This is a genomic window from Microvirga sp. 17 mud 1-3, from assembly GCF_003151255.1.
Classification (GTDB): domain Bacteria; phylum Pseudomonadota; class Alphaproteobacteria; order Rhizobiales; family Beijerinckiaceae; genus Microvirga.
Genome location: NZ_CP029481.1, coordinates 857,730 through 884,068 on the forward strand (window position 1 = coordinate 857,730; position 26,339 = coordinate 884,068).

General features: G+C 65.9%; 21 protein-coding genes. 7 read left to right on the plus strand and 14 right to left on the minus strand.

What is annotated here, in order from left to right:
• The first annotated feature begins 48 nt into the window (after positions 1-48).
• On the plus strand, positions 49-1,980 hold the full coding sequence (locus tag C4E04_RS21600; RefSeq protein WP_109595171.1) for a calcium-binding protein: 1,932 nt from the start codon (positions 49-51) through the stop codon (positions 1,978-1,980).
• A gap of 85 nt (positions 1,981-2,065) precedes the next feature.
• Here the strand turns inward: C4E04_RS21600 and cls are convergent, their stop codons facing one another.
• On the minus strand, positions 2,066-3,502 hold the full coding sequence (gene cls / locus C4E04_RS03960) for a cardiolipin synthase (RefSeq protein ID WP_109595173.1): 1,437 nt from the start codon (positions 3,500-3,502) through the stop codon (positions 2,066-2,068).
• 187 nt (positions 3,503-3,689) lie between these two features.
• Between cls and C4E04_RS03965 the strand changes: the two genes are divergently transcribed.
• On the plus strand, positions 3,690-4,565 hold the full coding sequence (locus C4E04_RS03965; protein WP_109595175.1) for a RimK family alpha-L-glutamate ligase: 876 nt from the start codon (positions 3,690-3,692) through the stop codon (positions 4,563-4,565).
• A 19-nt stretch (positions 4,566-4,584) separates the two neighbouring features.
• On the opposite strand, the gene otsA is transcribed toward C4E04_RS03965, so the two are convergent.
• Positions 4,585-6,000 (minus strand): alpha,alpha-trehalose-phosphate synthase (UDP-forming), encoded by a 1,416-nt coding sequence (gene otsA / locus C4E04_RS03970; protein WP_109595178.1) that lies wholly within the window; start codon positions 5,998-6,000, stop codon positions 4,585-4,587.
• A gap of 339 nt (positions 6,001-6,339) precedes the next feature.
• Here otsA and C4E04_RS03975 point away from each other — a divergent pair, with 339 nt between their 5' ends.
• Positions 6,340-7,419, plus strand: a complete 1,080-nt coding sequence (locus C4E04_RS03975) for a flavodoxin family protein (RefSeq protein WP_109595180.1) — start codon at positions 6,340-6,342, stop codon at positions 7,417-7,419.
• 56 nt (positions 7,420-7,475) lie between these two features.
• On the opposite strand, the gene C4E04_RS03980 is transcribed toward C4E04_RS03975, so the two are convergent.
• Entirely contained in the window at positions 7,476-8,504 is a 1,029-nt protein-coding gene (locus C4E04_RS03980) for an ABC transporter substrate-binding protein (protein WP_109595182.1), read from the minus strand.
• Positions 8,505-8,697: 193 nt separating this feature from the next.
• On the opposite strand from C4E04_RS03980, the gene C4E04_RS03985 reads away from it, so the two are divergent.
• The gene (locus C4E04_RS03985; protein WP_109595184.1) at positions 8,698-10,020 is read left to right on the plus strand and encodes a hypothetical protein; all 1,323 of its coding nucleotides are present in this window, start codon (positions 8,698-8,700) and stop codon (positions 10,018-10,020) included.
• Between the two features lie 62 nt (positions 10,021-10,082).
• On the opposite strand, the gene C4E04_RS03990 is transcribed toward C4E04_RS03985, so the two are convergent.
• Genes C4E04_RS03990 through C4E04_RS04000 form a run of 3 tightly spaced genes read right to left on the minus strand, consistent with a single transcriptional unit; the run spans position 10,083 to position 12,649 of the window.
• Positions 10,083-10,871, minus strand: a complete 789-nt coding sequence (locus C4E04_RS03990; RefSeq protein WP_109595186.1) for a MetQ/NlpA family ABC transporter substrate-binding protein — start codon at positions 10,869-10,871, stop codon at positions 10,083-10,085.
• A gap of 28 nt (positions 10,872-10,899) precedes the next feature.
• Positions 10,900-11,565: a methionine ABC transporter permease gene (locus C4E04_RS03995; protein ID WP_109595188.1), complete on the minus strand. Its 666-nt coding sequence runs from the start codon at positions 11,563-11,565 to the stop codon at positions 10,900-10,902.
• Positions 11,555-12,649 carry a methionine ABC transporter ATP-binding protein gene (locus C4E04_RS04000; protein WP_109595190.1) on the minus strand — a complete coding sequence of 365 codons (1,095 nt, stop codon included), beginning with the start codon at positions 12,647-12,649 and terminating at the stop codon, positions 11,555-11,557. Before C4E04_RS04000 ends, C4E04_RS03995 begins: the two co-directional genes overlap by 11 nt.
• 325 nt (positions 12,650-12,974) lie before the next feature.
• Between C4E04_RS04000 and C4E04_RS04005 the strand changes: the two genes are divergently transcribed.
• Complete coding sequence (locus tag C4E04_RS04005) at positions 12,975-15,071, plus strand: ABC transporter ATP-binding protein/permease (RefSeq protein ID WP_109595192.1); 2,097 nt, start codon at positions 12,975-12,977, stop codon at positions 15,069-15,071.
• Between the two features lie 149 nt (positions 15,072-15,220).
• On the opposite strand, the gene C4E04_RS04010 is transcribed toward C4E04_RS04005, so the two are convergent.
• The 6 genes from C4E04_RS04010 to C4E04_RS04035 all read right to left on the minus strand — a co-directional run bounded on the left by C4E04_RS04010 (position 15,221) and on the right by C4E04_RS04035 (position 21,884).
• Entirely contained in the window at positions 15,221-15,697 is a 477-nt protein-coding gene (locus C4E04_RS04010; RefSeq protein ID WP_109595195.1) for an META domain-containing protein, read from the minus strand.
• 111 nt (positions 15,698-15,808) lie between these two features.
• A complete protein-coding gene (gene hisG / locus C4E04_RS04015; protein WP_109595197.1) occupies positions 15,809-16,783 on the minus strand; it encodes an ATP phosphoribosyltransferase in 975 nt (324 codons plus the stop codon).
• Positions 16,780-17,877 (minus strand): ATP phosphoribosyltransferase regulatory subunit, encoded by a 1,098-nt coding sequence (locus tag C4E04_RS04020; RefSeq protein WP_109595199.1) that lies wholly within the window; start codon positions 17,875-17,877, stop codon positions 16,780-16,782. The genes hisG and C4E04_RS04020 overlap by 4 nt, the downstream gene beginning before the upstream one ends.
• Positions 17,878-17,981: 104 nt before the next feature.
• The gene (locus tag C4E04_RS04025; protein WP_109595201.1) at positions 17,982-18,491 is read right to left on the minus strand and encodes a hypothetical protein; all 510 of its coding nucleotides are present in this window, start codon (positions 18,489-18,491) and stop codon (positions 17,982-17,984) included.
• A gap of 327 nt (positions 18,492-18,818) precedes the next feature.
• Positions 18,819-20,303, minus strand: a complete 1,485-nt coding sequence (gene hisS / locus C4E04_RS04030) for a histidine--tRNA ligase (RefSeq protein ID WP_109595203.1) — start codon at positions 20,301-20,303, stop codon at positions 18,819-18,821.
• A 123-nt stretch (positions 20,304-20,426) separates the two neighbouring features.
• Positions 20,427-21,884: an MFS transporter gene (locus C4E04_RS04035; protein WP_109600745.1), complete on the minus strand. Its 1,458-nt coding sequence runs from the start codon at positions 21,882-21,884 to the stop codon at positions 20,427-20,429.
• Between the two features lie 141 nt (positions 21,885-22,025).
• On the opposite strand from C4E04_RS04035, the gene C4E04_RS04040 reads away from it, so the two are divergent.
• A complete protein-coding gene (locus C4E04_RS04040) occupies positions 22,026-22,961 on the plus strand; it encodes a LysR family transcriptional regulator (protein WP_109595205.1) in 936 nt (311 codons plus the stop codon).
• A gap of 99 nt (positions 22,962-23,060) precedes the next feature.
• Here the strand turns inward: C4E04_RS04040 and C4E04_RS04045 are convergent, their stop codons facing one another.
• Both C4E04_RS04045 and C4E04_RS04050 read right to left on the minus strand, forming a co-directional pair.
• A complete protein-coding gene (locus tag C4E04_RS04045) occupies positions 23,061-24,410 on the minus strand; it encodes an aspartate aminotransferase family protein (RefSeq protein ID WP_109595207.1) in 1,350 nt (449 codons plus the stop codon).
• Positions 24,411-24,519: 109 nt separating this feature from the next.
• Positions 24,520-24,741 (minus strand): heavy-metal-associated domain-containing protein, encoded by a 222-nt coding sequence (locus tag C4E04_RS04050; protein ID WP_109595209.1) that lies wholly within the window; start codon positions 24,739-24,741, stop codon positions 24,520-24,522.
• Between the two features lie 185 nt (positions 24,742-24,926).
• Here C4E04_RS04050 and C4E04_RS04055 point away from each other — a divergent pair, with 185 nt between their 5' ends.
• Positions 24,927-26,303: an EAL domain-containing protein gene (locus C4E04_RS04055; protein ID WP_162559268.1), complete on the plus strand. Its 1,377-nt coding sequence runs from the start codon at positions 24,927-24,929 to the stop codon at positions 26,301-26,303.
• Positions 26,304-26,339: the final 36 nt, after the last annotated feature.

Here is a 26,339-nt window from a genome sequence, read left to right on the forward strand (position 1 = left end):
TATATGAAATGATGTAACAAATAGGATTGAAATCAGTGGACTCGCCCTATGACCACCTATGTGATCGATCCTACTAATCCTCTTCCACCTACCACGCGGGACTACGAGCACGCCCTTCAAACTACCGAGGGTGATACAGTTATCCTTAGGGAAGGCGCTGACATCCGGGCCTCCGGCTACTTCGCAGACGGCATTCATGCCTCGGGATGGGTCAATCTGCTGATCGACGGAGGCGTTAGTAGCGCTCAATCTTTCGGGATTTTGATGAGCGGCACGCTCTCGATCGGGCAGTCCGGGAAGGTGGTTGGAGAGGAAGGGGTATTCCTCGAAGGGGGCTTCGATCACCTCAGCAACTTCGTCAACAACGCGGGGACAATCTCAGGAGAGGATGCTGGCATTTTCGTCAAGGCGTCCCAGACTGCGATCTACAACTCGGGCACGATCACGGGAGACCATGGTATTTGGTCATATCCGACTAACAGCAGCACGGCATCTCTGACGATCACCAATACCGGCGTCATCGAAGCCACTGGCGGTGAAGCGATCTTCGGTAGCGCTCACGGAAGAAACACAGTCATCAATTCAGGCATTATCAAGGGATCGGTGCTCCTAGGTTATGGCAATGATCTCTATGATGGACGAAGCGGTAGCCTGACGGGTGATATCTACCTTTACAGTGGCGATGATGTCGCTTTTGGCGGCGCAGGCTCAGAAACCTTCCGTATCGACGGCGGCACACATGTCATCGACGGTGGAGAGGGAAGCGATACAATTCAATTTCGCCGACAGGCCTTCGTGGATCTGAGGGTCACCGACGAGCAGAAGACGTCCGACACATCGTGGGATACGATCCGTAACGTCGAGAACCTGATCGGCAGTCCTTTGGCAGACCGCCTGTACGGAAGCGACGATGCAAACATCCTGGATGGGGCTGGGGGGAATGATCTTCTCGAGGGAAATGATGGGGACGATCTCCTCATTGGAGGTTCGGGAAGTGATTCCATCTCCGGAGGCTCTGGCGTTGACGTCTCCAAATACAGCGGAAACTTCGCGGATTATACCATCCGCAAGCAAGCTGACGGCAGCTACGCGATCCTGGATACTCGCACCGGCCTGAACGACGGCTCCGATGTGCTGATCGGTATCGAATATGCTCAGTTCGCCGATCGCACCATTGCCCTGACGTCCACGTCGAACTCTGCTCCGACCTCTGTCAGCCTGGATACGACGAGCGTCGATGCTAGCGCTAAGCCGGGCGCGCTCGTCGGCCACCTGAGTGGCGTCGATCCTGACGGGGATGCACTTGGGTATTTTCTGGCGTCCAACCCGGGCGGCCACTTCCGCATCCAAGGTGATCAGCTTCTCGTGGAAAAGGCTTTCGCACACGGAGACACGACTTTCGACGTCGTCGTGCGCGCCAGCGATCCTAAGGGCGCATCTCTCGATGAGCACTTCACTATCAAGGTCGTCAATGGAAGCGTAAGCGTCGTTCCGAAAGGACAGGTTTCGGGTCCAGCCCAGAGCGCCGATGATCCGTCGCGCCCTGAAGAAGTGGCTCCATCTCTCTCCCTCGGAGGCAGCAAGAAGGCGGACCGTCTCGTGGGGGGAGCGGGCGACGACCGGCTCGACGGGAAGCTCGGCGCGGACAAGCTGACGGGCGGGGCGGGCGACGATGTGTTCGCCTTCACGACGAAGCTCGGCAAAGGCAATGTCGACCGCATTCTCGATTTCAAGGCTGGCGACGACATGATCCAGCTCTCGGGAAAGATCTTCGCCAAGATCGGCAAAGGTCATCTGGACAAGGGCGAGTTCCGGCTCGGCACGAAAGCGCTGGATGAGGATGACCGGATCATCTATGACCGGAAGTCCGGCAACCTCTTCTATGACAAGGATGGTTCGGGCACTGCCTATGCGGCTGTGAAATTCGCTCACGTGAAGGCCAAGGCCGATCTGAGCGTGCACGATTTCCTGATCGTCTGACTCTCTTGATGAGGGAGCGCCCCTTGCTTCGGGCGCTCCAAAATCCTCGCCGTTCCTCATATGGCGTGAGAGGCGATGTCGCGCCTCACAGCAACGGGCTCACCAACCGCGCGATGTTCTCGATCACCTTGGAGGTCATGGGCCTGGCGCGCCAGGTTTCGAGGGAGAGTTCCTCGCTCGTGGCGAAGTAGCGCTCCTGTTCGGCGCGCAGCTCGGCGTTCACGTCCCGGTTGAAGATGATGAGGCTGACTTCGGAATTGAGGACGAAGGAGCGCATGTCCACGTTGCTGGAGCCGATCAGCGACACGCGACGGTCGACGCTCAGGTGCTTCGCGTGGAGGAGCTTGTCCCGGTAGAGGTGGATCCGGACACCGGCGGCCAGGAGCTGCGAATAATAGGAGCGCTGGGCGAGGCTCACGAGGATCTGGTCCACGGGCTTCGAGAGGACGAGATGCACTTCCACGCCGCGCAGGGTTGCAGTGCTCAGAGCGTTGAGAAGCGCTTCGCTCGGGATGAAATAGGGCGTCGTGATGACGACGCGTCGGCGCGCACCGTGGACGAGCGCCTCGATCAGGCGGCCGACGCTCGCTTCCGGATAATCGGGGCCGCTCGGCAGGACCTGCGCCACCGCATTGCCCGTGCGCGGCAGCTCGGGAAAGAGCTCGTGGGACTCCAGCACCTGCTGGGTCTCCATGAACCAGTCCGCCACGAACACGCCCTGCAATTCCTGCACGACCGGACCGGTGACGCGTACCACCAGTTCCTGGTTGACGATGCCCGGCTTGAAATCCGCATCGACGATGTTCTGCGAGCCCACATAGCCGATCCGGCCGTCGATCACGGCGATCTTGCGGTGGTTGCGCAGATCCGCGCGGGCGGATTTACGCCGCAGGAGGCCTACGGGCAGGACGAGGTAGACCGCAACGCCCCGCTCCGCGAGCGCCGCCACGACCCGCGGCGCCCAGGCCCGCGAGCCGAGGGCATCAATGAGGACCCGGCAGGTCACGCCCCGCTCCACCGCCCGCGCCAGGGCGTCGATCACGCTCCAGCCGGTCCGGTCATCGGCAAAGATGTAGTAGAGCAGATGCACGTGGTTGGTGGCGCCGTCGATATCCGCGACGAGCCGTGCGACGGAGCCGTCATAGGATGACAGGAGCGCAATGTCGTTCCCGTCCATGGTGGGAAAGCGCCCGAGATTCTGGATCAGTGTCGCAGCCTGCTGGAGGTTGCCGGGCAGCTCCGGCTCCTGGCAGGCGCTCAACGCTCCGATGCGCGCGGTGACCTGCGCGAAGGCTGCCGGCAACTTGGCAAAGCGTTCGCGCCGCCAGCGCGGATAATTGGGACGGCCGATGACATGGTAGAGCAGCAGAGCCGGCCAGGGCAGGAAGAACACGAAAAGCAGCCAGCCTTTCGCAGCCTCGGGCGAGCGCCGGAACGGCACCACGATCAGCATGACGAGACGGATGATCCACTCGGAGGCGAAATAGATCGCACCCCAGGAGAGATGGCCGAGAATATTCATGCGGAGTGCCGCAATGTGGTCATGAAACCTCGTCTCCGCCTGCTGTGCGCCCGGATGCACCTGTCGCCGGGCCCTGAAGGCCCTGCGGGGCGGCCGCATTCTGAGGGGGCGGTGCGCGCCTGTCCAGCGGGCGAGGGCCTTGCCCGATTGCCCGGCAGGGGCCGGGTCTCTAAGGATCGGGCCGTGAATGACCGCCGGTCTCGAGTCTCCGCCCTTGATCCTGATTGCCGCCTGCGACGCCTATCCCGATCCGACGCCGAGCGTCGAGGCGCTCCTGCGCGCCCTGCATGCGCAAGGGGTACGTGCGGATTACCGAAGCTGGAAGCGAACGCCGCCGGAGGCTTTGGCGGCAGCCGACGCGGTGCTGCCCCTGTGCTGTTGGGATTATCACGACCGCCCGGAGCAATTCCTGGACTGGGTCGCCGAAATTGAGGTTCGCGGCGGACGGCTTCTGAACACGCCCGCCACTCTGCGCTGGAACTTCCGCAAGACCTATCTCCTGGATCTTGCCGCACAGGGGCTGTCCGTGCCCCGGACGATCCACCTGACCCGCGCCTCCCGGTCCTCCGTGGAAGCCTGCCTCCAGCGGGAGGAATGGGGCACGGCCGTGCTGAAGCCGGTCTCCGGTCAGAGCGGCTACGGTGTCCGCAAGGTCGACCTTGCGGATCCTGCATCATGGTCGGACGACGCTTTTGCCGGCGAGGCCCTGGTCCAGGAGTTTCAGGACGATATCGGGCGTCTGGGCGAAACCACGCTCACCTTCATCGACGGGATTTTCTCCCATGCGATCCGGCGCGTCCTGCGGCCCGGCGAGTGGCGGGCCAATCTGCAATACGGAACGGTCCCCGAGCCGGTGGAGGTTGCGGCAGATGTGGTCTCGGCCGCGCAGCGTTTCCTCGAGGCGGTGCCGGACGCTCCCCTCTATGCCAGGGTGGATGGGCTCGTCCGTCCCGATGGCTTCATGCTCATGGAGCTGGAGCTGATCGAGCCCTATCTGTATCTCGAATTTGCTCCAGGCAGCGCCGACAGGTTCGCGCAGGCTCTGCTCCGGCGCCTCGCCTGAGGGGCAGGCCCGCCCGGCCTCAGGGCCGGACGGGCACGCGGCTGCGGGCCTTGCTTAAACCCCGGTAATCGGTGAGTTCCTTCAGGAACGAAGCGGCCCACCAGCTCACGTCGTAATCCTGGATCGTCTTCATCATGCGCCGCCAGCGCGCGATGCGCTCCTCACGGTCCATGTGAAGCGCGTCGCGGATGGCCTCGGCCACCTCGAACTTGTCGTTGGGGTTGACGATGAGCGCATCGGTCAGTTGCTGCGCGGCGCCTGCGAACTTGGACAGGATCAGGACGCCCGGATCCTCCGGGTTTTGGGCGGCCACGTATTCCTTCGCGACAAGGTTCATGCCGTCGCGCATGGGCGTGACCAAGCCGACCCGGGCAATCTTGTAGAGGCTCGCCAGGACAGTGCGCGGATAGGCGCTCGTGACATAATGGATCGGAACCCAGCCCGGCTCGCCGAGAGTGCCGTTGATGCGCCCCAGGGTCTCGCTCGCGGTGCGGCTTAAGGAGGCATATTCCGGCACTTCGCTGCGGCTCGTCGGAGCGATCTGCAGGAAGGTCACATGGCCCCGCTGGTCCGGGTTGGCGATGAGGAAGCGCTCGAAGGCTTCCATCCGTTCGGGGATACCTTTCGAGTAATCCAGGCGGTCGACGCCGATGATCAGCCGGCGCGAGCCGAGGCTCGCAAGGGTCTGCTTCACGACCCGGTGTGTCGGTGTCCGCCGGGCGACCTGCTGGAAGCCTTTCACGTCGATGCCGATAGGAAAGCCCTTCACACGCGTCTGATGCCCATTGAGCGTGATGACGTCCGCGCCCTGCTGGGTGGCGCCGACCTCCTGCACGATGGCGCGGCGCAGGTTATCTGCGTCGCGGTCCGTCTGCACGCCGACAAGGTCGTAATCGGCAATGGCGCGCAGAAGCTCGCGGCTTCCCGGCAGCGTCCCGAAGACTTCCGGGGCCGGCCAGGGGATGTGGTGGAAGTAACCGATCCGGTTGGTCACTCCCAGCGCCCGGAGTTCGGCCGCCAGCGGGATCAGGTGATAGTCGTGCACCCAGATCAGGTCGTCGGGGCGTATCATCCGCGACAGGGCATTGGCGAAGCTGCGGTTGACGCGCAGATACCCGGCATAATCCGCCCGCGAGAATTCGGACAGGCCGAGCCGGTAATGCATGTTGGGCCACAGGGCCCGGTTGGCGAAGCCGTTATAGTATTCCTGCCGGTCGATGGGTGTGAGGTCCATCAGGGCGTAGTGCACGTTCCCCTTGTCGACCAGTTTCGGCTCGATGGACGGCTGGGACGCGACACGCCCGCTCCAGCCGAACCAGAGCCCCTGATAGGCCTGAAACGCTTCCCGCAGAGCGACCGCGAGACCGCCGGCCGATCCTTTGCCGGTCGGGTCCGGAATGGCGACCCGATTGGAAACAACAACAAGTCGAGGCAACAATACTCTCCAATCGTTCTAAGACACTGCGATGCCCGAAATTGAAAGATGGCCGTGTTAAATAGCGCAGCTTGACGCGATGACAGCCTCAGCTGGCCCGTAAACATGGCACGTGCTTGCCCCAAATGAAAACCGCCAGAGCCGGAAACCCGCCGTTGGTGGCGTTTTCTCCTGAATATTGTGAGACTTAAGGGGTAGCCTCATGGAACTTCGTGCACCGCTACTTTTTCTGAAAGGCAATGCTGTCACGGCGACGCCGGTTCCGTCCGGCGCGCGGAACAAACGCAACGGCGACCACGTTCCGCAGCCGAGCTTTCGTGACATCGTGAGGAGAGCGCCGTGCCCGCACCGGAGCCGCGTAAGGGAACGCCGGACCCCACCTTGAGCGAAGAGGAGTTCCGCAGGCGCTTTCGCGGCCAGTTTCAGGACCCAGCCTTCGATCCGCTCTCGGCAGAGCTCGACCGCATTACGGCAGCTGCCTGGGATGCCTACAGCCACTCCCGCAAGAGCCCGCGGACCCGCAAGGCCGGGCCGGGCTTTGCGGATCCGGACTACGACCTCGCCGTCGATTGGAAGGCGGCTCAAGATGCGATCATCGACGCTCAGCGACGGCATGAGGATGCGGACGGGCCAACGCGCATTCTGCTGATCAGCGCGTCCTCCCGCAGCGAGCATACCTGCCCGGGCGAGATGTCGAAGAGCTATCGCCTGGTCGAGATTGCGCAGCAGGTCTTCGCCGGCGTGCCGGACATGGTCGTCGAAGTGCTGGAGCTGAGCCGGCTTGCGGCCGAATACGGCCGCCATATCCATCCCTGCAAGGCCTGCTTCTCGACTGCGGCTGCGCTTTGTCACTGGCCCTGTTCCTGCTACCCGAACTATTCCTTGGGCCAGACGCAGGACTGGATGAACGAGATCTATCCGAAATGGGTCGAGGCCCACGGAATCATGATCGTGACGCCCGTGAACTGGTATCAGGCCACGTCGCCCCTGAAGCTGATGATGGACCGTCTCGTCTGCGCCGATGGCGGAAACCCGGATCCGACGCGTACACACGGCAAGGATGCAAGGCGCGCCAAGGAGATCGAGCTGGAAGGCTGGGATTATCCCAAGCACCTGGCAAGGCGCCTGTTCTCGGTCGTGGTGCACGGAGACGCGGCGGGCGTCGAGAATTTGCGTCGCCTGATCGCCGACTGGCTCACCGACATGGAACTCATCCCGGCCGGCGCGCCTGCTGAACTCGACCGCTATATCGGCTACTGGCAGCCCTATGCGACGAGCCACGAAGATCTCGACCGGGATACCGCCGTGCAGGAGGAGGTACGCAACGCCGCCTATGCGCTGTGCGAGGCCGTCGTGGCGAAGCGAGCAGGACGCCTCGTCACGGCCGGACGAAACCTCAAGGAGCCGCGGCAGAAATGAGAAAGGCGCCGGGCCCTGGAGCCGCGGCGCCTTTCATTCCGTCGTGAAACAAAGCTCTATTTCGGAGCCGACTTCACCTCGGCGTCCCACTTCTTCAGGAGGCGCGTGCGCTCGGCCACCGAGCCGTATTTCGCGGTGTCATAGGTGATGAGCTTCATCTCGGAGAGCTTGGGCGCATCGGCCGAGACCGGAGCGCTCTTGTTGGACGGGATCGAGTAGATCTTCAGGTCCGCGCCAACGAGCTTCTGCGCATCGGCCGAGAGAGCCCAGTCCACGAATTTCTGCGCCGCCTCTGGGTTCTTGCCACCCTTCACGATGGAGACCGAGCCGGTCTCGTAGCCCGTTCCCTCGCAAGGTGCGATGGTCTTCACGGGCGCGCCGTCGGCAATCATCGTCACCATGTCGTGCATGAACGCGATGCCGATGGCGGTCTCGCCGAGGGCCGTGGCCTTCACGGGGGCGGCGCCGGACTTGGTGTACTGATTGATGTTCTTGTGCAGGGCCTTCATGTAGTCGAAAGCCTTGTCCTCGCCCATGAGTTGCACGAGGGTGGCCAGGAACACATAGGCCGTGCCGGAGGAGTTCGGGTCGGAGACCTGGACCTCGTCGTGATACTTCGGATCGAGCAGGTCGGCCCAGCATTTCGGCTCGGGCAGATTGCGGCTCGCCAGCACTTTGGTGTTGTAGCCGATACCCAGCGCACCGAGATAGGTGCCTGTGGAGCGGTAGCCCGCCTGCTCGGCGAAGCGGGCGGCCCAGTCGTGAAGCTGCGGCAGCATCGGCGACTTGTACTCGGCCGTCAGCCCTTCCTCGGCCGCCTGGATGTGCGAGTCGCCGGGGCCGCCCCACCACACGTCAGCGCGCGGGTTGGAGGCTTCGGCGCGGATCTGTGCGAGCGTCTCGCCTGTGCTCTTTCGCACCATCGTGACCTTCGCGCCCGTCGCCTTCTCAAAGGCCGCCACGCCGACGCGGCACTGCTCCTCGAGGATGGAGCAATAGACCGTAAGCGGTGCCTGCGCCTGAGCGGCGAGCGGCATGGCGCACACAGCGCTCGCCAATGAGAGGCCGAGGATCGAAAGACGCATGAGATTCCCTCCCGAATGCCGGAATCGTGAGCCGGCTTATTTCATCTGATGATCAAGGATGGATGCCGGGTTCTTGTCAAGCATGGGCCCATTCGAACCAAAGATTGTGGCGGGCGTTATCGCCCGCCCTATTTCGGAGCTGCTGGAACGGAGGGCCGTGTCCCGTCCGCTTCCGTAATGCAACGAGGTTCTCATGGTTTCGTCTATCAGCCGGCGTCATGTCCTAGCCGTGGTGGCCGCGCTGGCCCTTGCCGGAACAGGGCGCGCGATGGCACAGAACAGTCCGCTCAACCGCTACATGGCTACATGGAATGCACTCGCGGGCGGAGAGGTCCTGGGGCACCGCGAAATCGCCGCGCTGGTCGACGATCCTGCTGCCATGGCGGACGGGCCCGTCGATCTCGGTCGCTTCAGCGGCGCGCGGCCACATCTCGACGTGCTCTATGATGCCATTGCGCTGCAAATCCACAACGTGCTCGACCCGCAAGCCAAGGGTCTTCCTGCCATCGAGGATCGCGGGCAGGTCTTTGCGTGGTCCTGGTCCTATACGGGACGTGCCGCGATCCTCCTCTGGACGGTCAGCGGACAGGAGCGTTTCCGAACCCTGTTCGTCGATGCGGCTCGCCGGATCATGGCCCTGCGGGACGACCGCACGGGACGCAAGGACGAGGTAGCGGGCCGCGTGGTCAAATCCTGGGGGGCGCCCTGGCCGGTCCATGGCGCGACGAAGCGCATTACGGATGTAACTGTCACGGGACTCGTCTCCCTCCCGATCGCGGTCTTCGCTAACGCGCTTCCGCGAAACGATCCGCTCGCGGACGAGTTCGCCGCGCACATACATGATCTCTCCCAAGGGCTGTGGGAGTTCGACCATCTCTTCGCCGTGATGAAGGGCGGTCGGGAGGGCTATTATCGCTCCTGGCTGTCGCCCCAGACTTTCGAGGCACAGAACCATGTTCATGCGCTCGCGGCCGCAGGCACCGAAATCTATCGCGTTACGGGCGACCGCAAGCTCATGGGGCGCCTGGAGCTGCTCTGGAACGGGTTCAGGCGCGTCAGCATACAGGACGAGCGGGGCGCCGCTTATTGGGCTTATATCCCAGACCCCTTCTCAAAGCGGCCCGCTACGCCGGAGGCGTTCTGGAAGGCGGCCGTCACACTAGAATTTCCGCTCGCCTGCCAGCGTGCCGGCATCCTGGTCTCCGAGGCCGATATGGCTGCCTTCGCGCGCATCTATTCGGAGAATGTGCTCCTCTCCGACGAGACCTACAACGACCTGATTGGCCTACGCGGCCCCGCATCCACCCACCGCTGGGACGCGCTACCTGCCAGTGCCGAGCTCGAATCGCTCCTGCCGTTTATCCACCGCGGCCTGTGGTTCGCGACATATGAGCCGTCACTGAAGCCGCGGCTCACGAGTCTCCTGCGTCGCTTCCCTCACAGATTTCCCAACGGGCTTCTGGCCTCACCCTTCGGGCTCCTGGCGCGGGCCGCCTTATGGGCGGAGCTGCCGTGAACAGGCCATAAAAAGGCCGGGCATGGCGCCCGGCCAGTTCGGGAGGAATGGTTTCGACCGGCTTACCAGCTGGTCAGGACCGCGCCCTTGAAGGTCTTCTCGACGAACTCCTTCACCTCGGGCGTGTGGTAGGACTCGACCAGGGTCTTCACCCACGGCTTGTCCTGGTCCTCGCTGCGCACGACGATGATGTTCACGTAAGGACCCTTCGGGTTCTCGCGGGTCAGCGCGTCCTTTACTGGGTCGAGGCCGGCCTGCGTGGCGTAGTTGGTGTTGATGACGGCGATGTCCACGTCGTCGAGCACGCGGGGCGCCTGAGCGGCGTCGATCTCGACGAATTTCAACTTCTTGGCGTTCTCGGTGATGTCGATGATTGTCGGCTTGAAGCCGACACCGTCCTTCAGCTTCAGGAGACCTTTGTCCTGCAGCAGCAGAAGCGCGCGGCCGCCATTCGTAGGATCGTTCGGGATCGCCACGGTGGCGCCGTTCGGCAGCGCATCGAACGCCTTGTGCTTCTTCGAATAGACGCCGATCGGGAAGTTCACGGTCGTCGCCACGGTCTCAATCTTGTAGCCGCGGTCGGCCTTCTGGTTGTCGAGATAGGGCTGGTGCTGGAACGAGTTCGCCTCCAGTTCGCCGGACGCGAGCGCCGCGTTCGGCACCACATAGTCGGAGAACTCGACGATCTTGATGTCGAGGCCCTTCTTGGCCGCGATGGGCTTTACGGCTTCGAGGATCTGCGCGTGCGGGCCCGGCGTCACGCCGATGCGGATGGTCTGCGTCTGCTGCGCCAGGGCGGGCAGGCTAGCGAGGGAGAGAAGGGCTACGAGGCCCAGACGTTTCAGGGACATATCGGTCTTTCCTGTTCGACGAGTGAAATCAGGCGTGGCGGATGCGCTTGTTGACGTGGCGGGCAATGAGATCGCCGAGGCTCTGGAGAGCCTGCACGAGGACGATCAGCACCACGACCACGGCGAGCATCATCTCGGGCATGAAGCGCTGGTAGCCGTAGCGGATCCCGAGATCGCCGAGGCCGCCGCCACCGACCGCGCCGACCATGGCCGAGTAGCCGATGAGCGACACGACCGCGAGGGTCAGGCCCAGCACGATGCCGGGCAGCGCTTCCGGGATCAGCACCTTGAGAACGATCTGCAGCGGGCTTGCGCCGAAGGCGCGCGCGGCCTCGATCAGGCCCTGATCCACCTCGCGGATCGCACCTTCGATCAGGCGGGCGATGAACGGCGCGGCCGCGACCGTGAGGGGTACGATCGCCGCATTGGTGCCGATGGAGGTTCCGGCGACCAGACGCGTGAACGGGATGATCGCAACGACCAGGATGATGAAGGGGGTCGAGCGGGTGGCGTTGACAATGACGCCGAGCACCCGGTTTGCCCAGGGCGCCGCGAAGAGTTCGCCGCGTCCGCTGGTGGCCAGAAAGACACCAAGCGGCAGGCCAAAGAGCGTACCGAGGCCGGCCGAGATTGCGACCATGAGGAGGGTCTCGCCGGTAGCGCCGGCGAGCAGGCGGATCATCTCAGGCGACATGGCCGAGAACCTCCGTGTCGAGTCCGTATTGCTTGAGGAACGCGAGGGTCTTGTCGAGGGACGCCTCGGGCACGCCGACCACCAGGGTGCCGCAGGGCCGCCCGGCGATCTCGTCGACCGATCCGGCCAGGATATTCGCCTCGATGTTGAGGTTCCGCGCCAGTCGCGCGAGGACCGGGTCCGTCGCGTGGGGGCCGCGGAAGCCGATGCGCACCACCGCCTGGCCGCCCGGCTGGACGTCTGGCCGCAGGCGGTCCGCCACGTAGGGCGGCAGGGCGCGGCCGGTCTCGTCGGCCAGGAATGAGCGCGTCACCGCGTGCTGCGGCCGGGTGAACACGTCGAACACGTCGCCTTTCTCGACGATGCGTCCGCCGTCGATCACCGCCACTTCCTTGGCGATGGAGCGGATCACGGCCATCTCGTGGGTGATCAGCAGGATCGTGAGCCCGAGCTCCGCATTGATGCGGGAGAGCAGGTCGAGGATCGAGCGGGTCGTCTCCGGGTCGAGGGCGGAGGTCGCCTCATCTGAGAGAAGCACCTTCGGGTTGGTGGCGAGCGCGCGGGCGATGCCGACGCGCTGCTTCTGCCCGCCCGAAAGCTCGGACGGATAACGGTTGCGCTTGTCCGAGAGGCCGACGAGGGCCAAAAGCTCGTCCACCCGCGCCGGGATCGCGGCCTTGTCGTAGCCCGCCACCTCGAGGGGCAAGGCCACGTTCTCGGCCGCCGTGCGGGAGGAGAGCAGGTTGAAGTGCTGAAAGATCATCCCGATGGAGCGCCGCGCATGACGCAGCGCCTTCTCGGGCAGGGCCGAGATGTCGGACCCGTCGACGATCACGCGGCCGGAGCTTGGTTTCTCGAGTCCGTTGACGAGGCGGATCAGGGTCGACTTGCCGGCCCCCGAACGGCCGATGACACCCAGCACCGAGCCTTTCGCGACCGTGAGGTCGATGCCGTCCAAGGCCGAAACGGGCGCGCCGTGGCGGCCGGGATAGACCTTGGACACGCCCACGAGCCGGACGATGGGCTCAGCCGGCACGAGGCGCTGAAGCGCAGGATCGTCGAGATATCCAAGAGGTGCATTCATTCGGGGCCGTCGCTTTCTTCGGCGGAGCAATGCCCGATGGTGTTCTCTATGTCAATCTTTTCGTTCTATAAATCGGATAATCCTGACGGACAGAACGTCGCGCTGCCGGTCTATAAGTCCTGTGTCGACGCCCGTTCGGCGTGCAAGGTTCCGTGGCATTCCCGGCTAAGGTCGGGGCCAAATTCCAGCCAAGTAAGGCTTTCTCCGCATTACGAAAAATTCAGTCGCAACAAAACAGAAATCTGTCCATATCTTTGCCACGGCTTCGTCGGATCGGCTGCCGGGCCGGCCCCGGGCCGTGGCGTATGATTAAGAGGATCATGTGATGGTGAAGGCCAGCCTAGCGGCGGGACTCCTGGGTCTTGCCCTGTTCTCGTTCCCGATGAGCGGGGTTCCCGTGTCATTTCTGCTGCCGGTCTCCCTGCTCGGGCTGGCCGTGGCCCTGTTCCTGGCGCGGGACATGCCCAAGTTTCTCAAGGTCTTCGTGGCCGTGCTGGCGGGCGTGGAAGTCCTCATGGCCGGGCTTCTCGTCGCGGATGCGTTCGGGCTCATCACGGGAGACCTGGGCGGCTACGTGCCGCCGGCTTCGATGCCAGTGGGCGCGACAATCTTCGCCTTCGTGATCTACGGCGTGTCGCGAATTCCCGTGATCCGGAAGATCATGGGGATCGCCGACCGCTATTTCGACTCCGCTGCGCCGAGCGAGATTCGCATCCCGATCATCGGCACGGTGCGGGCCTCCGAGGGGGCGATCGGCACGGCCCTGCTCGCCTTCCTGATCCTGATCAATCTGGGCCAGGTGGCGCTCAGCGTCCGGTTCAACTTCTTCAGCCGCGACATGTTCAACGCGCTCCAGGCGAAGGACGGGGCGGCCTTCTGGTATCAGCTGTTCTGGATCTTCGTGCCGCTCGCCGCCGTGTACATCTCCGTGGCGCTGGTCGAGATCGTGTCGCAATACGTGCTGCGCATCCGCTGGCGCACATTCCTCAACGGCCTTTATGTGCGCGAATGGCTGGGGGACGGGACCCACTACCGCATGCAGCTCGTCTCGCGCGAGGCGGACAACCCGGACCAGCGTATCGCGGACGATCTGCGCAATTACGTGGACCAGACCTATACGCTCTCCATCGGCCTCATGAACCAGTCGGCGACCCTGGTCTCCTTCATCGCCATCCTGTGGGCCCTGTCCCGGGACTTCACCCTGCCGGGAACCGACATCCCCGTGCCGGGCCTCCTGGTTTGGGTCGCGATCCTCTACGCCCTGATGGGCACTTGGCTCACCCACGTGATCGGCCGGCCGCTTATCGGCCTCTACTTCCAGCAGGAGAGGGTGGAGGCGGATTACCGCTTCTCCCTGGCGCGCCTGCGCGAATACACCGAGCAGGTCGCCCTTCTCGGCGGTGAGGATGCCGAGAAGCAGGCCCTCGGCGGGCGCTTCGGCATGATCGTCGACAACTTCATGCGCATCGTGCGCCGGGTGATGAACCTCACGATTTTCCAGGCTGCCTATTTCCAGGCCAACGTGGTGGTGCCCTACATCCTGACCGCGCCCTACTACTTCATCGACAAGATCAGCCTCGGCCAGATGCAGCAGACCGTGGGCGCCTTCTCGAGCGTCCAGGGGGCGCTGGACTTCTTCATCACGTCCTATTCGACGATCGCGAGCTACAAGGCCGTGGTCGACCGTCTCCTGACCTTCGAGGCCGCCATCGAGAATGTGCGCCGGAGGGGCAAGGACGAGCATGTGGAGCTGGTCGAGACCCCCGAGGCGGACCTGGAGGTCTCGGGCCTCACGGTGGCGCTGCCGGAGGGCCGGCCGCTCATGCGGGCGGACGGCATCGCGTTCCGCCAGGGCGAGACCACGCTCCTCACCGGGCCTTCGGGCTCCGGCAAATCCACCCTGTTCCGCGCCATTTCGGGGATCTGGCCCTACGGCGAGGGGCAGATTCGGATCCCGGCCGGGCAGACTATGATGCTCCTGCCCCAGCGGCCGTACATCCCGATGGGCTCCCTGCGCGCGGCCGTCACCTATCCGGGCATGCAGGGCATCTACGACGATGCTGTCATCCGGGAGGCCCTGCGCGCCGCCAGGCTGCCGGCCCTCGTGGACAGGCTCGACGAGGAGCGCGCCTGGGCGCAGACCCTCTCGCTCGGCGAGCAGCAGCGCCTTGCCATCGCCCGCGCCGTGCTGGCGCGGCCCGACTGGCTCTTCCTCGACGAGGCGACGGCGGCCCTCGATGAGCCGACCGAGGCCGAGATCTACGACATGTTGAAGGCCAAGCTGCCGGAGACCACCATCGTGTCCATCGGCCATCGCTCCACTCTCGCGGCCTTCCATGACCGGCGTGTGGACATGCAGAAGCAGCCGGACGGCCTCTACGCCCCCGTCGATCTGCGCCACCAGCCCCAGCCGGCCGAGTAGGGCACTTCGCGGAGACAAGCGCGACGGGTTTCCCTCCCCCTTGTGGGGAGGGGCTCCCGCCTTTCACCAGAAATCAGCGCGCATCAAATCCGCGCACGAAAAAGGCCGGCGTGAAGCCGGCCTTCGTTCCATTTTCCGAACGTGGAGCCTCAGAGGGCTCGCTCGAACTTCAGTTCGCCGTTCTGGGTGCGGATGGTCAGGATCGGGCCTTGGATGTCCCACTGGGCCGCGGTGCGCAGGGCGATCAGGAAGGCCTGTTCGGATGCCATGGCGGGCTTGGCGCAGTTCTTCTTCGTCAGGGCGAAGGGGCCGACCGCGAGGCGCTGCTCACGCAGCGGATAGGCGGTCGCCGAATAGTTGTTGCAGCCCCCGAAGCCGCGGGCACGCAGCTGGTCGTCCAGGGTGAAGCTGGGACGGTCGCCCGTGAAGGGCTTGCCGTTCAGGCTGACGGCGGTCCAGCTGGAGCCGAGGGGGAAGATCTTGTCCTGCTGGCCCGGCTGCGGGACCTTGGAATCGACCGTGCGCGTGGGTCCGGCCTGGCGGCCGGGCGGGGGCGATGACTGAGCGTAGGCGGCGGGCACCGCGGCCAGGGCGGTCAGGAGCGCCGCAAGTCGAAGCGCATTCATGGAGACCTCATTCACAGAGACGGCGGGACCATAAGGGGCCTTTGCCGCAGAGGCAACGCCCATCGTATCGTTGTCCCGTTGCCGGACGATAGGGAAGGCGGAAGGGGCGGCTCAGCCGAGCCGCCTCAGGAGCCGCTCGGTCAAGGCGTTGCTGGAGCCGAACAGGTAGTCGAAGGCGCGCACGCTGATGTTCCGTGCCCCGAGATTCTGGAGCCCGGCGACGATCTCGAAGGCTGTGGAGGCCTTGCAATGGATCACCGTCTCGCGGCCTTCCGGCTCGCCGAACGGCAGGGTGGCGCCGAAATCCTGGAGGATCGCCGCAAGCCCCGCGGCCCGGGCCGGGTCGAGGGCCGCCCGGATCTCCCGGCTGTTGCGGGCTTCTTCCTCAGCGGCAATGCGGGTCAGCACCGTGGTCGCGGCGTCCCGGGCGGCCGGGCTCCAGGAAGCCCGGACCGAGGCCACGAGGTTGGCCTCCGAACGCAGCATGACGCCGTCGTCCAGGACCTTGAGGGCATTGGCCGTCAGGGTCGCGCCCGTGGTGGTGATGTCGACGATCAGCTCCGCCGATCCGGCGCCGGGTGCGCCCTCGGTGGCGCCGAGGCTCTCGACGATCCGGTAATCGGCGATGCCGTGCTCGGCGAAGAACCGGCGGGTGAGGTTCACGTATTTGGTCGCGACCCGCATCTTGTAGCCGTGGCGGGCGCGAATGTCGGCCGCCACCTCGTCGAGATCCGCCATGCTGCGCACGTCGATCCAGGCCTGCGGCACGGCCACCACCACGTTGGCATGACCGAAGCCGAGGGGTGTCAGCATCTCGACCGTCGCATCCGCGTCAGCGATCTGCTCGCGGACCAGGTCCTCGCCGGTCACGCCGAGATGGGCGGCTCCGGTGGCGAGCTGGTTGACGATCTCGGAGGCCGAGAGGAACGCGACCTCCACGTTAGGCACGCCGGCGAGCGTTCCGCGATAGTCGCGGGCGCCGCGGGACTGGGTGAAGACCAGCCCGGCGCGGGCGAAGAAGGCCGTCGCGTTCTCCTGCAGCCGCCCCTTGGACGGGACTGCCAGGATGAGGGGAGAATCGGTCATCGGGCGCTCCCTGCGATACGGTCGAGCCAGAAGGAGCAGCCGACCGCCGGGATCGTCTCGTCGGCGCCGAGATGCTCCAGGAGGCGGTCGTAGCGTCCGCCGCCCACCACCGGCTTACCGTCGGCCCGGCCGGGATCCTGCACCTCGAAGATGAAGCCCGTATAATAGTCGAGATTGCGCGCGAAGGTGGCCGCGAACGAGAAGGCGCCCACATCGAGCCCCCGCGCGGCCATGAAGCCGGTGCGCTCCTCGAAGAGGTCGAGGGCCGCCGACAGGTCGAGGCCGGCCTCTTGGGCGAGCTGTCTGACGGCCTCTGCCGCCTGGTCCGGATCCCCTGAAATCGCGAGATAGCGCTCGAGCACCGCCCGCGCCTCGTCGCCGAGCCCGCCCCGGTTCGCCGCGCGGGCCAGGAAGCGCTCGGCGATCTCGCCGGCGCTGCGTCCGCCGACCCGGGCGATGCCGGCGATCGACAGGATATCCTCCACGAAGGCCTTGGCGGCCTGCGGGGCCTGGCCCTCAATGGCCGCAAGAAGGCCCGCATGCTCCGCCTGGCCCTGTGGCTCCGGCTCGTTCAGGGCCGCAAGCCCCCGGCCTGACACGATGGCCCGGATCACCCGGCGCCGGGCTGCGGGCGCGAGGCCCAGGGCATCGACGAGGGCGTTGAGAAGGCCCATGTCGCCGATTCGGACCCGGACATTCGTCAGACCGATCTGACCCAGGCCCTCGAGTGCAAGTCCCAGGATCTCGGCATCGGTCGCCGAAATGTCGCGCCGGCCGATGGATTCGAGGCCCGCCTGCAGGAATTCGCCCGTCTCGCCGGGGCGCATGCGGAACACGGGCCCGCCATAGCTGTAGCCGGCGGGCTCCGCCCCATGGGTGCCGAGATGCCGGAGGCAGACCGGGATGGTGTATTCCGGACGCAGGCACAGTTCCGTGCCGGAGGCGTCCTGGGTCACGAACATGCGTCGCCGCATGTCCTCGCCGGACAGGTCCACGAAGACGTCCGCCGGCTGCAGCACCGGCGGCTCGACACGCGCATAGCCTTCGCGCTCGAAAAGCGCGATCAGCGCAAGAATGGCATCCGTCTCCGTCACTGGCTCGCTCAAACCCTCGTGGTCGCCTGCTCTCTAGCAATGCTTGGCCGCGAACGCGACCGTTTTCGACCGGAAGGGTGAATGGCGGCCGGGCGGGATCGGGATCAGGCCTGTTTCGCGGCCCCTCCGCCCTTGCCGGATTTCTCCGTCTTGGCGACCTTGCGGGTGGTCTTGCGCTTGCTGTGGTCGCTCGTCCGGTGGACGTAGCGGGGCTTCGTCTCCTTGGCGGTGGAGCGGGCCGGGGCGCGCTCGTCCTTGTCCTCATCGCCCAGGAGGGTGGCGGGCAGGAACTGGCGGGCGGTCTCGCTCACCACGCCGGCCACCGCGCCGGCGGCGGTCTGCATGGCGTCCCGGGTTGCGTCGGCGGCGAGGCTGCCCGCCTCGGCGGTCGCGGCACCGGCCTTCTTGGCCGTGCGGCTGCGGGTCAGCGCCGCGGCGGCGGCGCCTGCGGCCGCGATCAGCGCATCGGCCAGGAGCTCGCGGCCGAGATCCGAGTTCATCAGATCCTTCAGGGGCGCGAACTTGCTCAGCGCCTTCGAGAGCTTCGCGCCGGAATCCTTCTTGCCCTTGCCTTTGGTCTTGTCGGAACTCTTCTTCGCTTTGGCTTTCGCCATGATGTCCTCCTGATCGGTCAAGCTTGACGGGACAACCCGGGAAGCCGTCGCGGGGTTCCCGAGACGGCGGAACAAGAGGGGAGGCGGAACAGCGCGGGTGGCCCTGTCCGCTCGCCTTTTCCAGGGTGAGTGCCTTCGCGCGACAGTGACAGGGCACGACGGATTTCCCTCCCCCTTGTGGGGAGGGCTAGGGTGGGGGTGTCGGCGCTGAACTGAATCCAGCGTAGCGCTCGCACCCCCTCTCCAACTCTCCCCCACAAGGGGGAGAGGGCCGGATAGCGCCTCCCGTAAACCCTCGCGAACCGCGGCAGGAAGGCGAATGCGGCCCTACCCGAAATGCCGGCTCAGCACCTCGCGCACGGCTTCCACCAGGCTGTCCTCGGAGACCGAGAACTGGGCCGGGCGGGCGGCTTTCCATTCGGCGTTGGACGCGATGGCGTCTGCCGCCTTGGCGCCCTCGATCAGGTCCTTGATCTCGACCTCGCCCCGCTCGCGCTCGTTGGAGCCCTGGATCACCACGCAGGGGCTCTGGCGCTTGTCGGCATATTTCATCTGCGCCTTCATGCCCGAGGAGCCGAGATAGAGCTCTGAGCGGATGCCGGCCTGCCGGAGCCGCGCGACCATGCGCTGGTAGGCGGCGGTCTGGTCCCGGTCCATCACGAGCACCACCACGGGGCCGGGCTGCTCGGCGCCGGATACGACGGAGCTGTTCACCATGCGCAGGGCCGAGAAGAGGCGCGAGACGCCGATGGAGAACCCGGTGGCGGGCACCGGCTCGGAGCGGAAGCGTCCCACGAGCCCGTCATAGCGCCCGCCGCCGCCCACGGAACCGAAGCGCACCGGGCGCCCATCCTCGTCCTGGACCTGGAAGGTCAGCTCGGCCTCGTAGACCGGGCCGGTATAGTATTCGAGGCCGCGCACCACGGAGGGATCGATCACGATGCGATCCCCATAGCCGGAGGCGGTCACGAGGGCGGCGATCTCGGCGAGCTCGTTCGTCCCCTCGAGTCCCCGGGCCGAGGAGCCCACGACCTGGCGCAGGTTCTCGACCGTCGCGGCGTTGTCCGCACCTTTGGCGTCCGTGAAGGCCAGCACCCGGGCGATGGCTTCCGGGTCGAGCCCCGCACCCTTGGTGAAATCGCCGCTCTCGTCCTTGCGGCCTGCGCCAAGGAGCTGGCGCACGCCCTCGGGGCCGAGGCGGTCGAGCTTGTCGATGGCGCGCAGCACCGTGAGGCGCTGGCCCGCCTGGTCCTCCCCGCCGAGGCCGATAGCCTCCAGCACGCCGTCGAGCACCTTGCGGTTATTGACCTTGATGACGAAGTCGCCGCGCCCGATGCCGACCCGCTCCAGGGTGTCGGCCGCCATCATGCAGATCTCCGCATCGGCCGCCACGGAAGCCGCGCCCACCGTGTCGGCGTCGAACTGCATGAACTGGCGGAAGCGGCCGGGGCCGGGCTTCTCGTTGCGGAACACCCAGCCGGCCCGATAGCTGCGATAAGGCTTTGGCAGGGCGTCGAAATTCTCGGCCACGTAGCGGGCGAGCGGCGCCGTCAGGTCGTAGCGCAGCGAGAGCCATTGCTCGTCATCGTCCTGGAACGAGAACACGCCCTCGTTGGGCCGGTCCTGGTCGGGCAGGAACTTGCCGAGCGCGTCCGTGTACTCGACGAAGGGCGTCTCGACCCCCTCGAAGCCGTAGAGTTCGTAAACCTCGCGGATCGCCGCGAGCATGCGCTCGGTCGCGGCGATTTCGGCAGGGCCGCGGTCGGCAAAGCCGCGCGGTGCACGCGCCTTGAGTTTGTCGGGCTTGGACATGGGTCGGAATGGCCGGTTCTGTGAGAAAACGTGAGGCGTCCTAACCCTTCGGACCCGGAGGGGCAAGGGTTGAGGCGTGGCGAAGGGCTCGCCGCCACGAACCGTTGCGCCGTAGGACCTACGTCACGGCGCATCTTCAGGGTGCGAGTGGCGTGCCGAGAGGATCCGGCTTCCGGCCGCCATGGCGAGCGCGAGGACGATGAGACCCGCCGCGACCCTGAAAGTGGTCCCCATGCCGGCGGCCACGGCTTCGGGGCGTGCCGACGTGATGTCGGTCGTCGCCGACCCGAGGGTGAATACCGCGCCCAGAACGGATGCTCCCGTGATGAGTCCGAGATTGCGCGACAGATTGAGCAGGCCGGACATGACGCCCCGCTGGTCGGGGCGGGCATTCTTCATGACAGCGGTGTTGTTGGCTGCCTGGAAAAGCGCATATCCGGCCGTGAGAACGACGAGCGGGGCAATGTAGCCGGCGATTCCGAACCGCAGCGGCATCAGGGACAGAATGAAGGAGCCGGCCGCCATCCCGGCGAGCCCAGCCACCGTCATGCGATCCGTGCCGAAACGGTCGACAGCGCGGCCAGCCGGCACACCGGTCGAGGCGGCGACGATCGGGCCGACCGACAGGACCAGGCCGACAACAGCCGCATCGAGCCCGAGGGCACGGGAAAGATAGAAGGGCCCGACGATCAGGGTTGCCATCATCACGGCCGAGACAAGGGCGCTCATGGAAAGGCTCGCGTTCACCCGCGAGTCGCGGATCATAGTCGGTCGGATCAGCGGGGAGACTGCCTTCGCCTCGGCGAGCGCGAGCAGACCGGCGCCGAAGGCCGCCGCCGCGAGCAGGGCCACGTTGAGCATGCCGAAGCCGCCGCGCCCAACCGTCATGGCGAGCGCATAGGCCGCAAGCGTCAGAGAAAGCAGCAACGTGCCCAGGATGTCCAGGTCCGCCCGGTCGGATTTCGGCCCTTGGCGGTCGACCGGCAGGGCACGCTGCACGAGCAGAAAAGCCAGGAGCCCCAGCGGCACGTTCACCAGGAAGATTGCCGGCCAGCCAAGAGCGGCGATCAGAACGCCGCCGAGCGACGGACCGAGTGCGGTGCCGATCGCTGACATCGTTCCGAGGAGTCCCATGGCGCTACCGGTCCGCGCTTTCGGTATCGCCTCGCCGACCAGTGCCATGGCAAGAGCCATCATAACGGCGGCTCCGAGGCCCTGCATGGCCCTTGCGGCGATCAGCAGCCAGAGCATGGGCGCAACGCCACACAGGGCCGAGGCGGCCGTGAACAGACCAATTCCCGTGAGCAACAGCCGTCGGCGACCGATAACGTCGCCAAGCCGCCCGACACCGACAATCAAGGCCGTGACGGCAAGGAGATAAGCGAGGACGACCCACTGGACATGCTGGAAGGAGGCCCCGAAGGCCTGCGCCAGGGTCGGCAAGCCGACATTGGCGATGCTGGTGCCGAGCGAGGAAAGCAGCATGGACAGGGACAGGCCGGCAAGCGCCCAAGGCGCCGAAGAAGCTGATTGCCCATCGCCGAGCCCTATCCCGTCCCTCTCCGCGACTGTCGGTTTCATGATCAACTCCGCTTTCTGGCGGCTCCGAAGGGAGCTATCGGGCAACGTAAGCACCTGTCAGACAAGGCGGAACACGCATCATTTGCACTTTATTCGTGCGTCTGGCGCCATATGTCGGCAATGCCGTGCTAGAGTCGATCCATGCCGAGACCCGATCTCAACCTGCTCGTCACTCTCGATGTGCTACTTACGGAAGGCAGCGTTGCGCGCGCCGCCCGGCGGCTGCGGCTCAGCCCCTCGGCCATGAGCCGGGCCTTGGCGCGGTTGCGTGAGACAATGGGCGATCCGCTGCTGGTCAGGGCCGGGCGCGGTCTCGTCCCCACGCCCCGGGCGCTCGAACTCCGTGAGCGGGTCGGGTCTCTCGTGCAGGACGTGGAGGCGGTTCTACGCCCTGTCGAGGCGCTCGATCTCCAAAAGCTCGTCCGGACGTTTACGCTGCGGACCGGCGAGGGCTTCGCCGAGAATTTCGGGCCAAGCCTCCTGGCACGCGTCACTGCGGCCGCTCCCGGAGTGCGGCTGCGCTTCATGCCGAAGCCGGACAAGGACAGTACATCCCTTCGCGACGGGACCGTCGATCTCGAAACGGGAGTCGTCGGGAAGGCGACTGGTCCGGAGGTACGTGCACAAAGCTTGTTCCGGGACCGGTTCGTCGGTGTCGTGCGGCAGGGGCACCCGCTGAGCAAGGACGAGATCACCCCCGCCCGTTATGCGGCCGGGCGGCACATTCTTGTTTCGCGGCGAGGGCTAGACAGGGGGCCGATCGATGATGCTCTGGTGCCGTTCGGGCTCGAACGGGAGATCGTTACGATCGTCGGGGGCTTCTCGACCGCGCTGGCTCTCGCGCGGGTCTCCGATCTGATCGCCAGCGTCCCCGAACGACATACCGGCAACCTGCGCGCCGGGATGTACAGCTTCCCCCTCCCGGTCCCCATGCCGGAGGTTACGGTCTCGTTGCTCTGGCATCCGCGGCTCGATGCCGATCCGGCCCATCGCTGGCTGCGCGGATGTGTTCGAGACGTTTGCGACACGCAGCGGCATGGTGCGCCGCCGATGCCCCAAACCGGCCGCTCCCTTTAGAGCAAGGTGGAAGCGTGGCGCTGCCTGCGCCTGTCCGTCGCCTTGCTGTCGAAAACAGTCATGGCCGGGACGGGCCCGGCCATGACGGAATGGTAGGTCTCACGCCACCTTCTTGATCACCCGGGCGACCTTGTCGGCGATTTCGCCGATCTGGTTCTCGGTGATGATGAGCGGGGGCGAGAGCGCGATGGTGTCGCCCGTGATGCGGATCATCAGGCCCTCTTCCTGGAAGCCGCGGTCCATGGCCTCGAAGGCGCGGGCGCCGACCGCGTCGGGGCGCGATGCGAGGTCGATGGCGCCCACGAGGCCGATAGTGCGGATGTCGAGCACGTTCGGCAGGCCCTTCAGGCCCTGGATCGCGTCCGCCCAGATGGGCTCCAGCGTCTTGGCGCGCTCGAAGAGCTTCTCGTCCCGGTAGATGTCCTGGGCCGCGAGGCCCGCCGCGCAGGCGAGCGGATGGCCCGAATAGGTGTAGCCGTGGAAGAGCTCGATAGCGTGGTCCGGACCCTTCATGAAGGTGTCGTAGATGCCTTTGCGCACCAGCACGCCGCCCATGGGCACGGCGCCGGAATTGACGCCCTTGGCGAAGGTGATCATGTCCGGCACGACCCCGTAGCGCTCCGCCGCGAAGGCGGTGCCGAGGCGGCCGAAGCCCGTGATGACTTCATCGAAGATCAGCAGGATGCCGTACTTGTCGCAGATCTGGCGCAGGCGCTGGAGATAGCCTTTCGGCGCCGCCAGCACGCCCGTGGAGCCGGCCATCGGCTCGACGATGACGGCCGCGATGGTGGAGGCGTCGTGCAGGGCCACGATGCGCTCCAGGTCGTCCGCCAGATGCGCGCCCCATTCGGGCTCGCCGCGCGAGAAGGCCTGTTCGGCCCGGTTGTAGGTGTGAGGCAGGTGGTCGACGCCGGCCAGGAGCGAGCCGAAGAACTGGCGGTTCTTCACGATGCCGCCCACCGAGATGCCGCCGAAGCCGACGCCGTGATAGCCGCGCTCGCGGCCGATGAGCCGGGTGCGGCTGCCTTGGCCGGAGACGTTCCAATAGGCGAGGGCGATCTTGAGCGCCGTGTCGACGGCCTCGGAGCCCGAATTGCAGAAGAACACGTGGTCGAGGTCGCCCGGCGCCAGCTGGGCGAGGCGGGACGCGAGCGCGAAGCCGGCCGTATGGCCGAACTGGAAGGCCGGGGAATAGTCGAGCTCGGCCGCCTGGGTCTGGATCGCAGCCGTGATCTCGTCCCGGTTGTGGCCCGCATTGCAGCACCACAGCCCGGCGGCGCCGTCGATCACCTCGCGGCCGTCCGGAGTGTAGTAGTACATGCCCTTCGCCCGGGCGATCATGCGCGGGCGCTGCTTGAAGGAGCGGTTCGCCGTGAACGGAAGCCACCAGGCTTCGAGGTCGTTGGGCGCGGACAGGTCGTTGGCGGCTCTGGAAGGTTGGGCGTTCATGGCTTTCCCCGGAACGATGGATTCGCCGGAGCCTAGCGCATCGGGCGGAAAAGGGGAGCCGGTTCTTCGAGGGCGCCCGCTGTCCGGCTCCTAAGCCAGCCCGTCTGGATCAGCCCGTCATGGCCTCGGCCTCGTAGCCGGCGGCGTTGAGGGCCTGGGCGACCTCCAGGCTCTGGGCCTTCGTATGGACGTGCACGCGCCCATGCGCGAGGTCGACCTCCACCTGCGCCCCGGGGTCGAGGCTCTGGATGGCCTTGGTGACGGCATTCACGCAGCCCTGGCAGGTCATGCCCTCGACCTGCATGAGGAGATCCTTGCGGGGTTCGTCCATGATGGCATTCCTCGGTCCGGCGCCCGCGAGGCAAGCGCCGGAACCGCCACGGGAAATCCCATCGTTTCGGAACGGTAACGCTTGCGGTTCTGGACTTGGTCGGACAACATCGTTGCAATAGTGATTCGCCTTTTACCACGGGAGCGGGGGCACCCATGGTCATAACGGCCAAAAGGCCATATTCCATGTTTAAGGGCCGGGGAGCGAAATGGTTCGCCCTCGGCGCCGGCGTCGCAACGGCCGCAATTGCCGTTGCGGCAGCTATTGCGGCCGAAAGCCTTCTGCCGCTCGTCGCCATCCTCAATATCGCGGCTCTTGTGGTCACGGGCGCCATCGGCCTGCGGATGGACGGAACGTCGCAGGAGCTGCGCCGGATCGCGTCCGATCTGGGCGGACTGGCGATCCGCGTCACCCGGCTCGAACGGCAGACCCAGAAGGCGGCGCAGGACCCGAGTGGGGCGTCCGCTCCTATCCTGCGTTCCACGGTGGCGGAGGTCACCGGGACGGTCGGGCTCCTCGGCGGCGTGGTGCGCGAGCTTGCGCGCAACGTGGCCGCCCAGAACCAGGACGTCGCCGATCTCAAGAGCACCCTGCGCCCCGCCAACTCGGAGACCGCACAGGCGCCGGCCCTCAGGGTCGGGCCGGAGCTGCGCGCCCGGGCCATGCCGGTTCAGACCCTGCCCGCCGAAGATGTCGCCGGGCCGGAGCCCTCGCTTCTGCCTCTGCCGGGGCAGAAGGGAGCGGGCCGGGACCAGCCGGCCGGTCCCATTCTCCGGGCTTTCGAGGCGGAGGATATCGAGCTGCATCTTCAGCCCGTGCTCGCCCTGCCGGAGCGCCGGGTTCGCGCCTATGAGGCGCTCGCCCGGCTTCGGCTTGCGGACGGCACCCTGATCGGCCCGGGCGAGTTTCTGCCGCTCCTGGAGCGGATGGGCCGGGCCCCGGCCTTCGACCGTGCCATGCTCCGGCGCGCCGTGACCGTGGCCCGCCATCTGGTGGCGCGAGGGAGCGAGGCTCTCATCACGGTCAATCTCTCGCCCCGCTCCTTGAGCGAGCCCGGCTTCCTGCTCTCGGTTTTGCGGCTCCTCGAATCCGCCCCGGAAGTGACCGGCAAGATCGCACTCGAATGGTCCCGAACCTGCTGGCAGGCCCTCGATGGGCCGAGCCGGGACGTGGTGCTGGCCCTGTGTGGGCATGGCGTTCCTCTCTCGGTCGACGGAACCGGGGGGCTTCCGCTACGGGACCTGCATCTCGATGTGCGGTCCCTGGCGGAGCACGGGATCCGGTTCGTCAAGCTGCCGGCCGAGACGATCCTCGCGGCGGCCCAGGGCCCGGACGGCGATGCGGATATCCGCGACCTGATCGCGCATCTGCGCCGCTCGGGAATCAGGCTGGTGGCCGAGCGGGTGGAGCGGGACGAGACAGTTCCGGCCCTGGTCGCGCTGGGCGTGCCGCTTGCGCAGGGCTTCATCTTCGCGGCGCCCCGGGCGGTGCGGGCCGAAATCCTCGGCAGCCCATCCCGGCAGGCGGATGTCGCGCCGATGCCCTTACGTCGCGCCGGTTGACTTCACGCCGCCGAGGGCCTACCGCCCGGCGGAACT

Excerpts from the sequence above, each read along its gene's own strand:
- C4E04_RS21600 (WP_109595171.1), top strand. The coding sequence starts at position 49 with ATGACCACCTATGTGATCGATCCTACTAATCCTCTTCCACCTACCACG.
- cls (WP_109595173.1), bottom strand. The coding sequence starts at position 3,502 with ATGAATATTCTCGGCCATCTCTCCTGGGGTGCGATCTATTTCGCCTCC.
- C4E04_RS03965 (WP_109595175.1), top strand. The coding sequence starts at position 3,690 with ATGACCGCCGGTCTCGAGTCTCCGCCCTTGATCCTGATTGCCGCCTGC.
- C4E04_RS03980 (WP_109595182.1), bottom strand. The coding sequence starts at position 8,504 with ATGCGTCTTTCGATCCTCGGCCTCTCATTGGCGAGCGCTGTGTGCGCC.
- C4E04_RS03985 (WP_109595184.1), top strand. The coding sequence starts at position 8,698 with ATGGTTTCGTCTATCAGCCGGCGTCATGTCCTAGCCGTGGTGGCCGCG.
- C4E04_RS03990 (WP_109595186.1), bottom strand. The coding sequence starts at position 10,871 with ATGTCCCTGAAACGTCTGGGCCTCGTAGCCCTTCTCTCCCTCGCTAGC.
- C4E04_RS03995 (WP_109595188.1), bottom strand. The coding sequence starts at position 11,565 with ATGTCGCCTGAGATGATCCGCCTGCTCGCCGGCGCTACCGGCGAGACC.
- C4E04_RS04000 (WP_109595190.1), bottom strand. The coding sequence starts at position 12,649 with ATGAATGCACCTCTTGGATATCTCGACGATCCTGCGCTTCAGCGCCTC.
- C4E04_RS04005 (WP_109595192.1), top strand. The coding sequence starts at position 12,975 with ATGGTGAAGGCCAGCCTAGCGGCGGGACTCCTGGGTCTTGCCCTGTTC.
- C4E04_RS04010 (WP_109595195.1), bottom strand. The coding sequence starts at position 15,697 with ATGAATGCGCTTCGACTTGCGGCGCTCCTGACCGCCCTGGCCGCGGTG.
- hisG (WP_109595197.1), bottom strand. The coding sequence starts at position 16,783 with ATGACCGATTCTCCCCTCATCCTGGCAGTCCCGTCCAAGGGGCGGCTG.
- C4E04_RS04025 (WP_109595201.1), bottom strand. The coding sequence starts at position 18,491 with ATGGCGAAAGCCAAAGCGAAGAAGAGTTCCGACAAGACCAAAGGCAAG.
- hisS (WP_109595203.1), bottom strand. The coding sequence starts at position 20,303 with ATGTCCAAGCCCGACAAACTCAAGGCGCGTGCACCGCGCGGCTTTGCC.
- C4E04_RS04035 (WP_109600745.1), bottom strand. The coding sequence starts at position 21,884 with ATGAAACCGACAGTCGCGGAGAGGGACGGGATAGGGCTCGGCGATGGG.
- C4E04_RS04040 (WP_109595205.1), top strand. The coding sequence starts at position 22,026 with ATGCCGAGACCCGATCTCAACCTGCTCGTCACTCTCGATGTGCTACTT.
- C4E04_RS04045 (WP_109595207.1), bottom strand. The coding sequence starts at position 24,410 with ATGAACGCCCAACCTTCCAGAGCCGCCAACGACCTGTCCGCGCCCAAC.
- C4E04_RS04050 (WP_109595209.1), bottom strand. The coding sequence starts at position 24,741 with ATGGACGAACCCCGCAAGGATCTCCTCATGCAGGTCGAGGGCATGACC.
- C4E04_RS04055 (WP_162559268.1), top strand. The coding sequence starts at position 24,927 with ATGTTTAAGGGCCGGGGAGCGAAATGGTTCGCCCTCGGCGCCGGCGTC.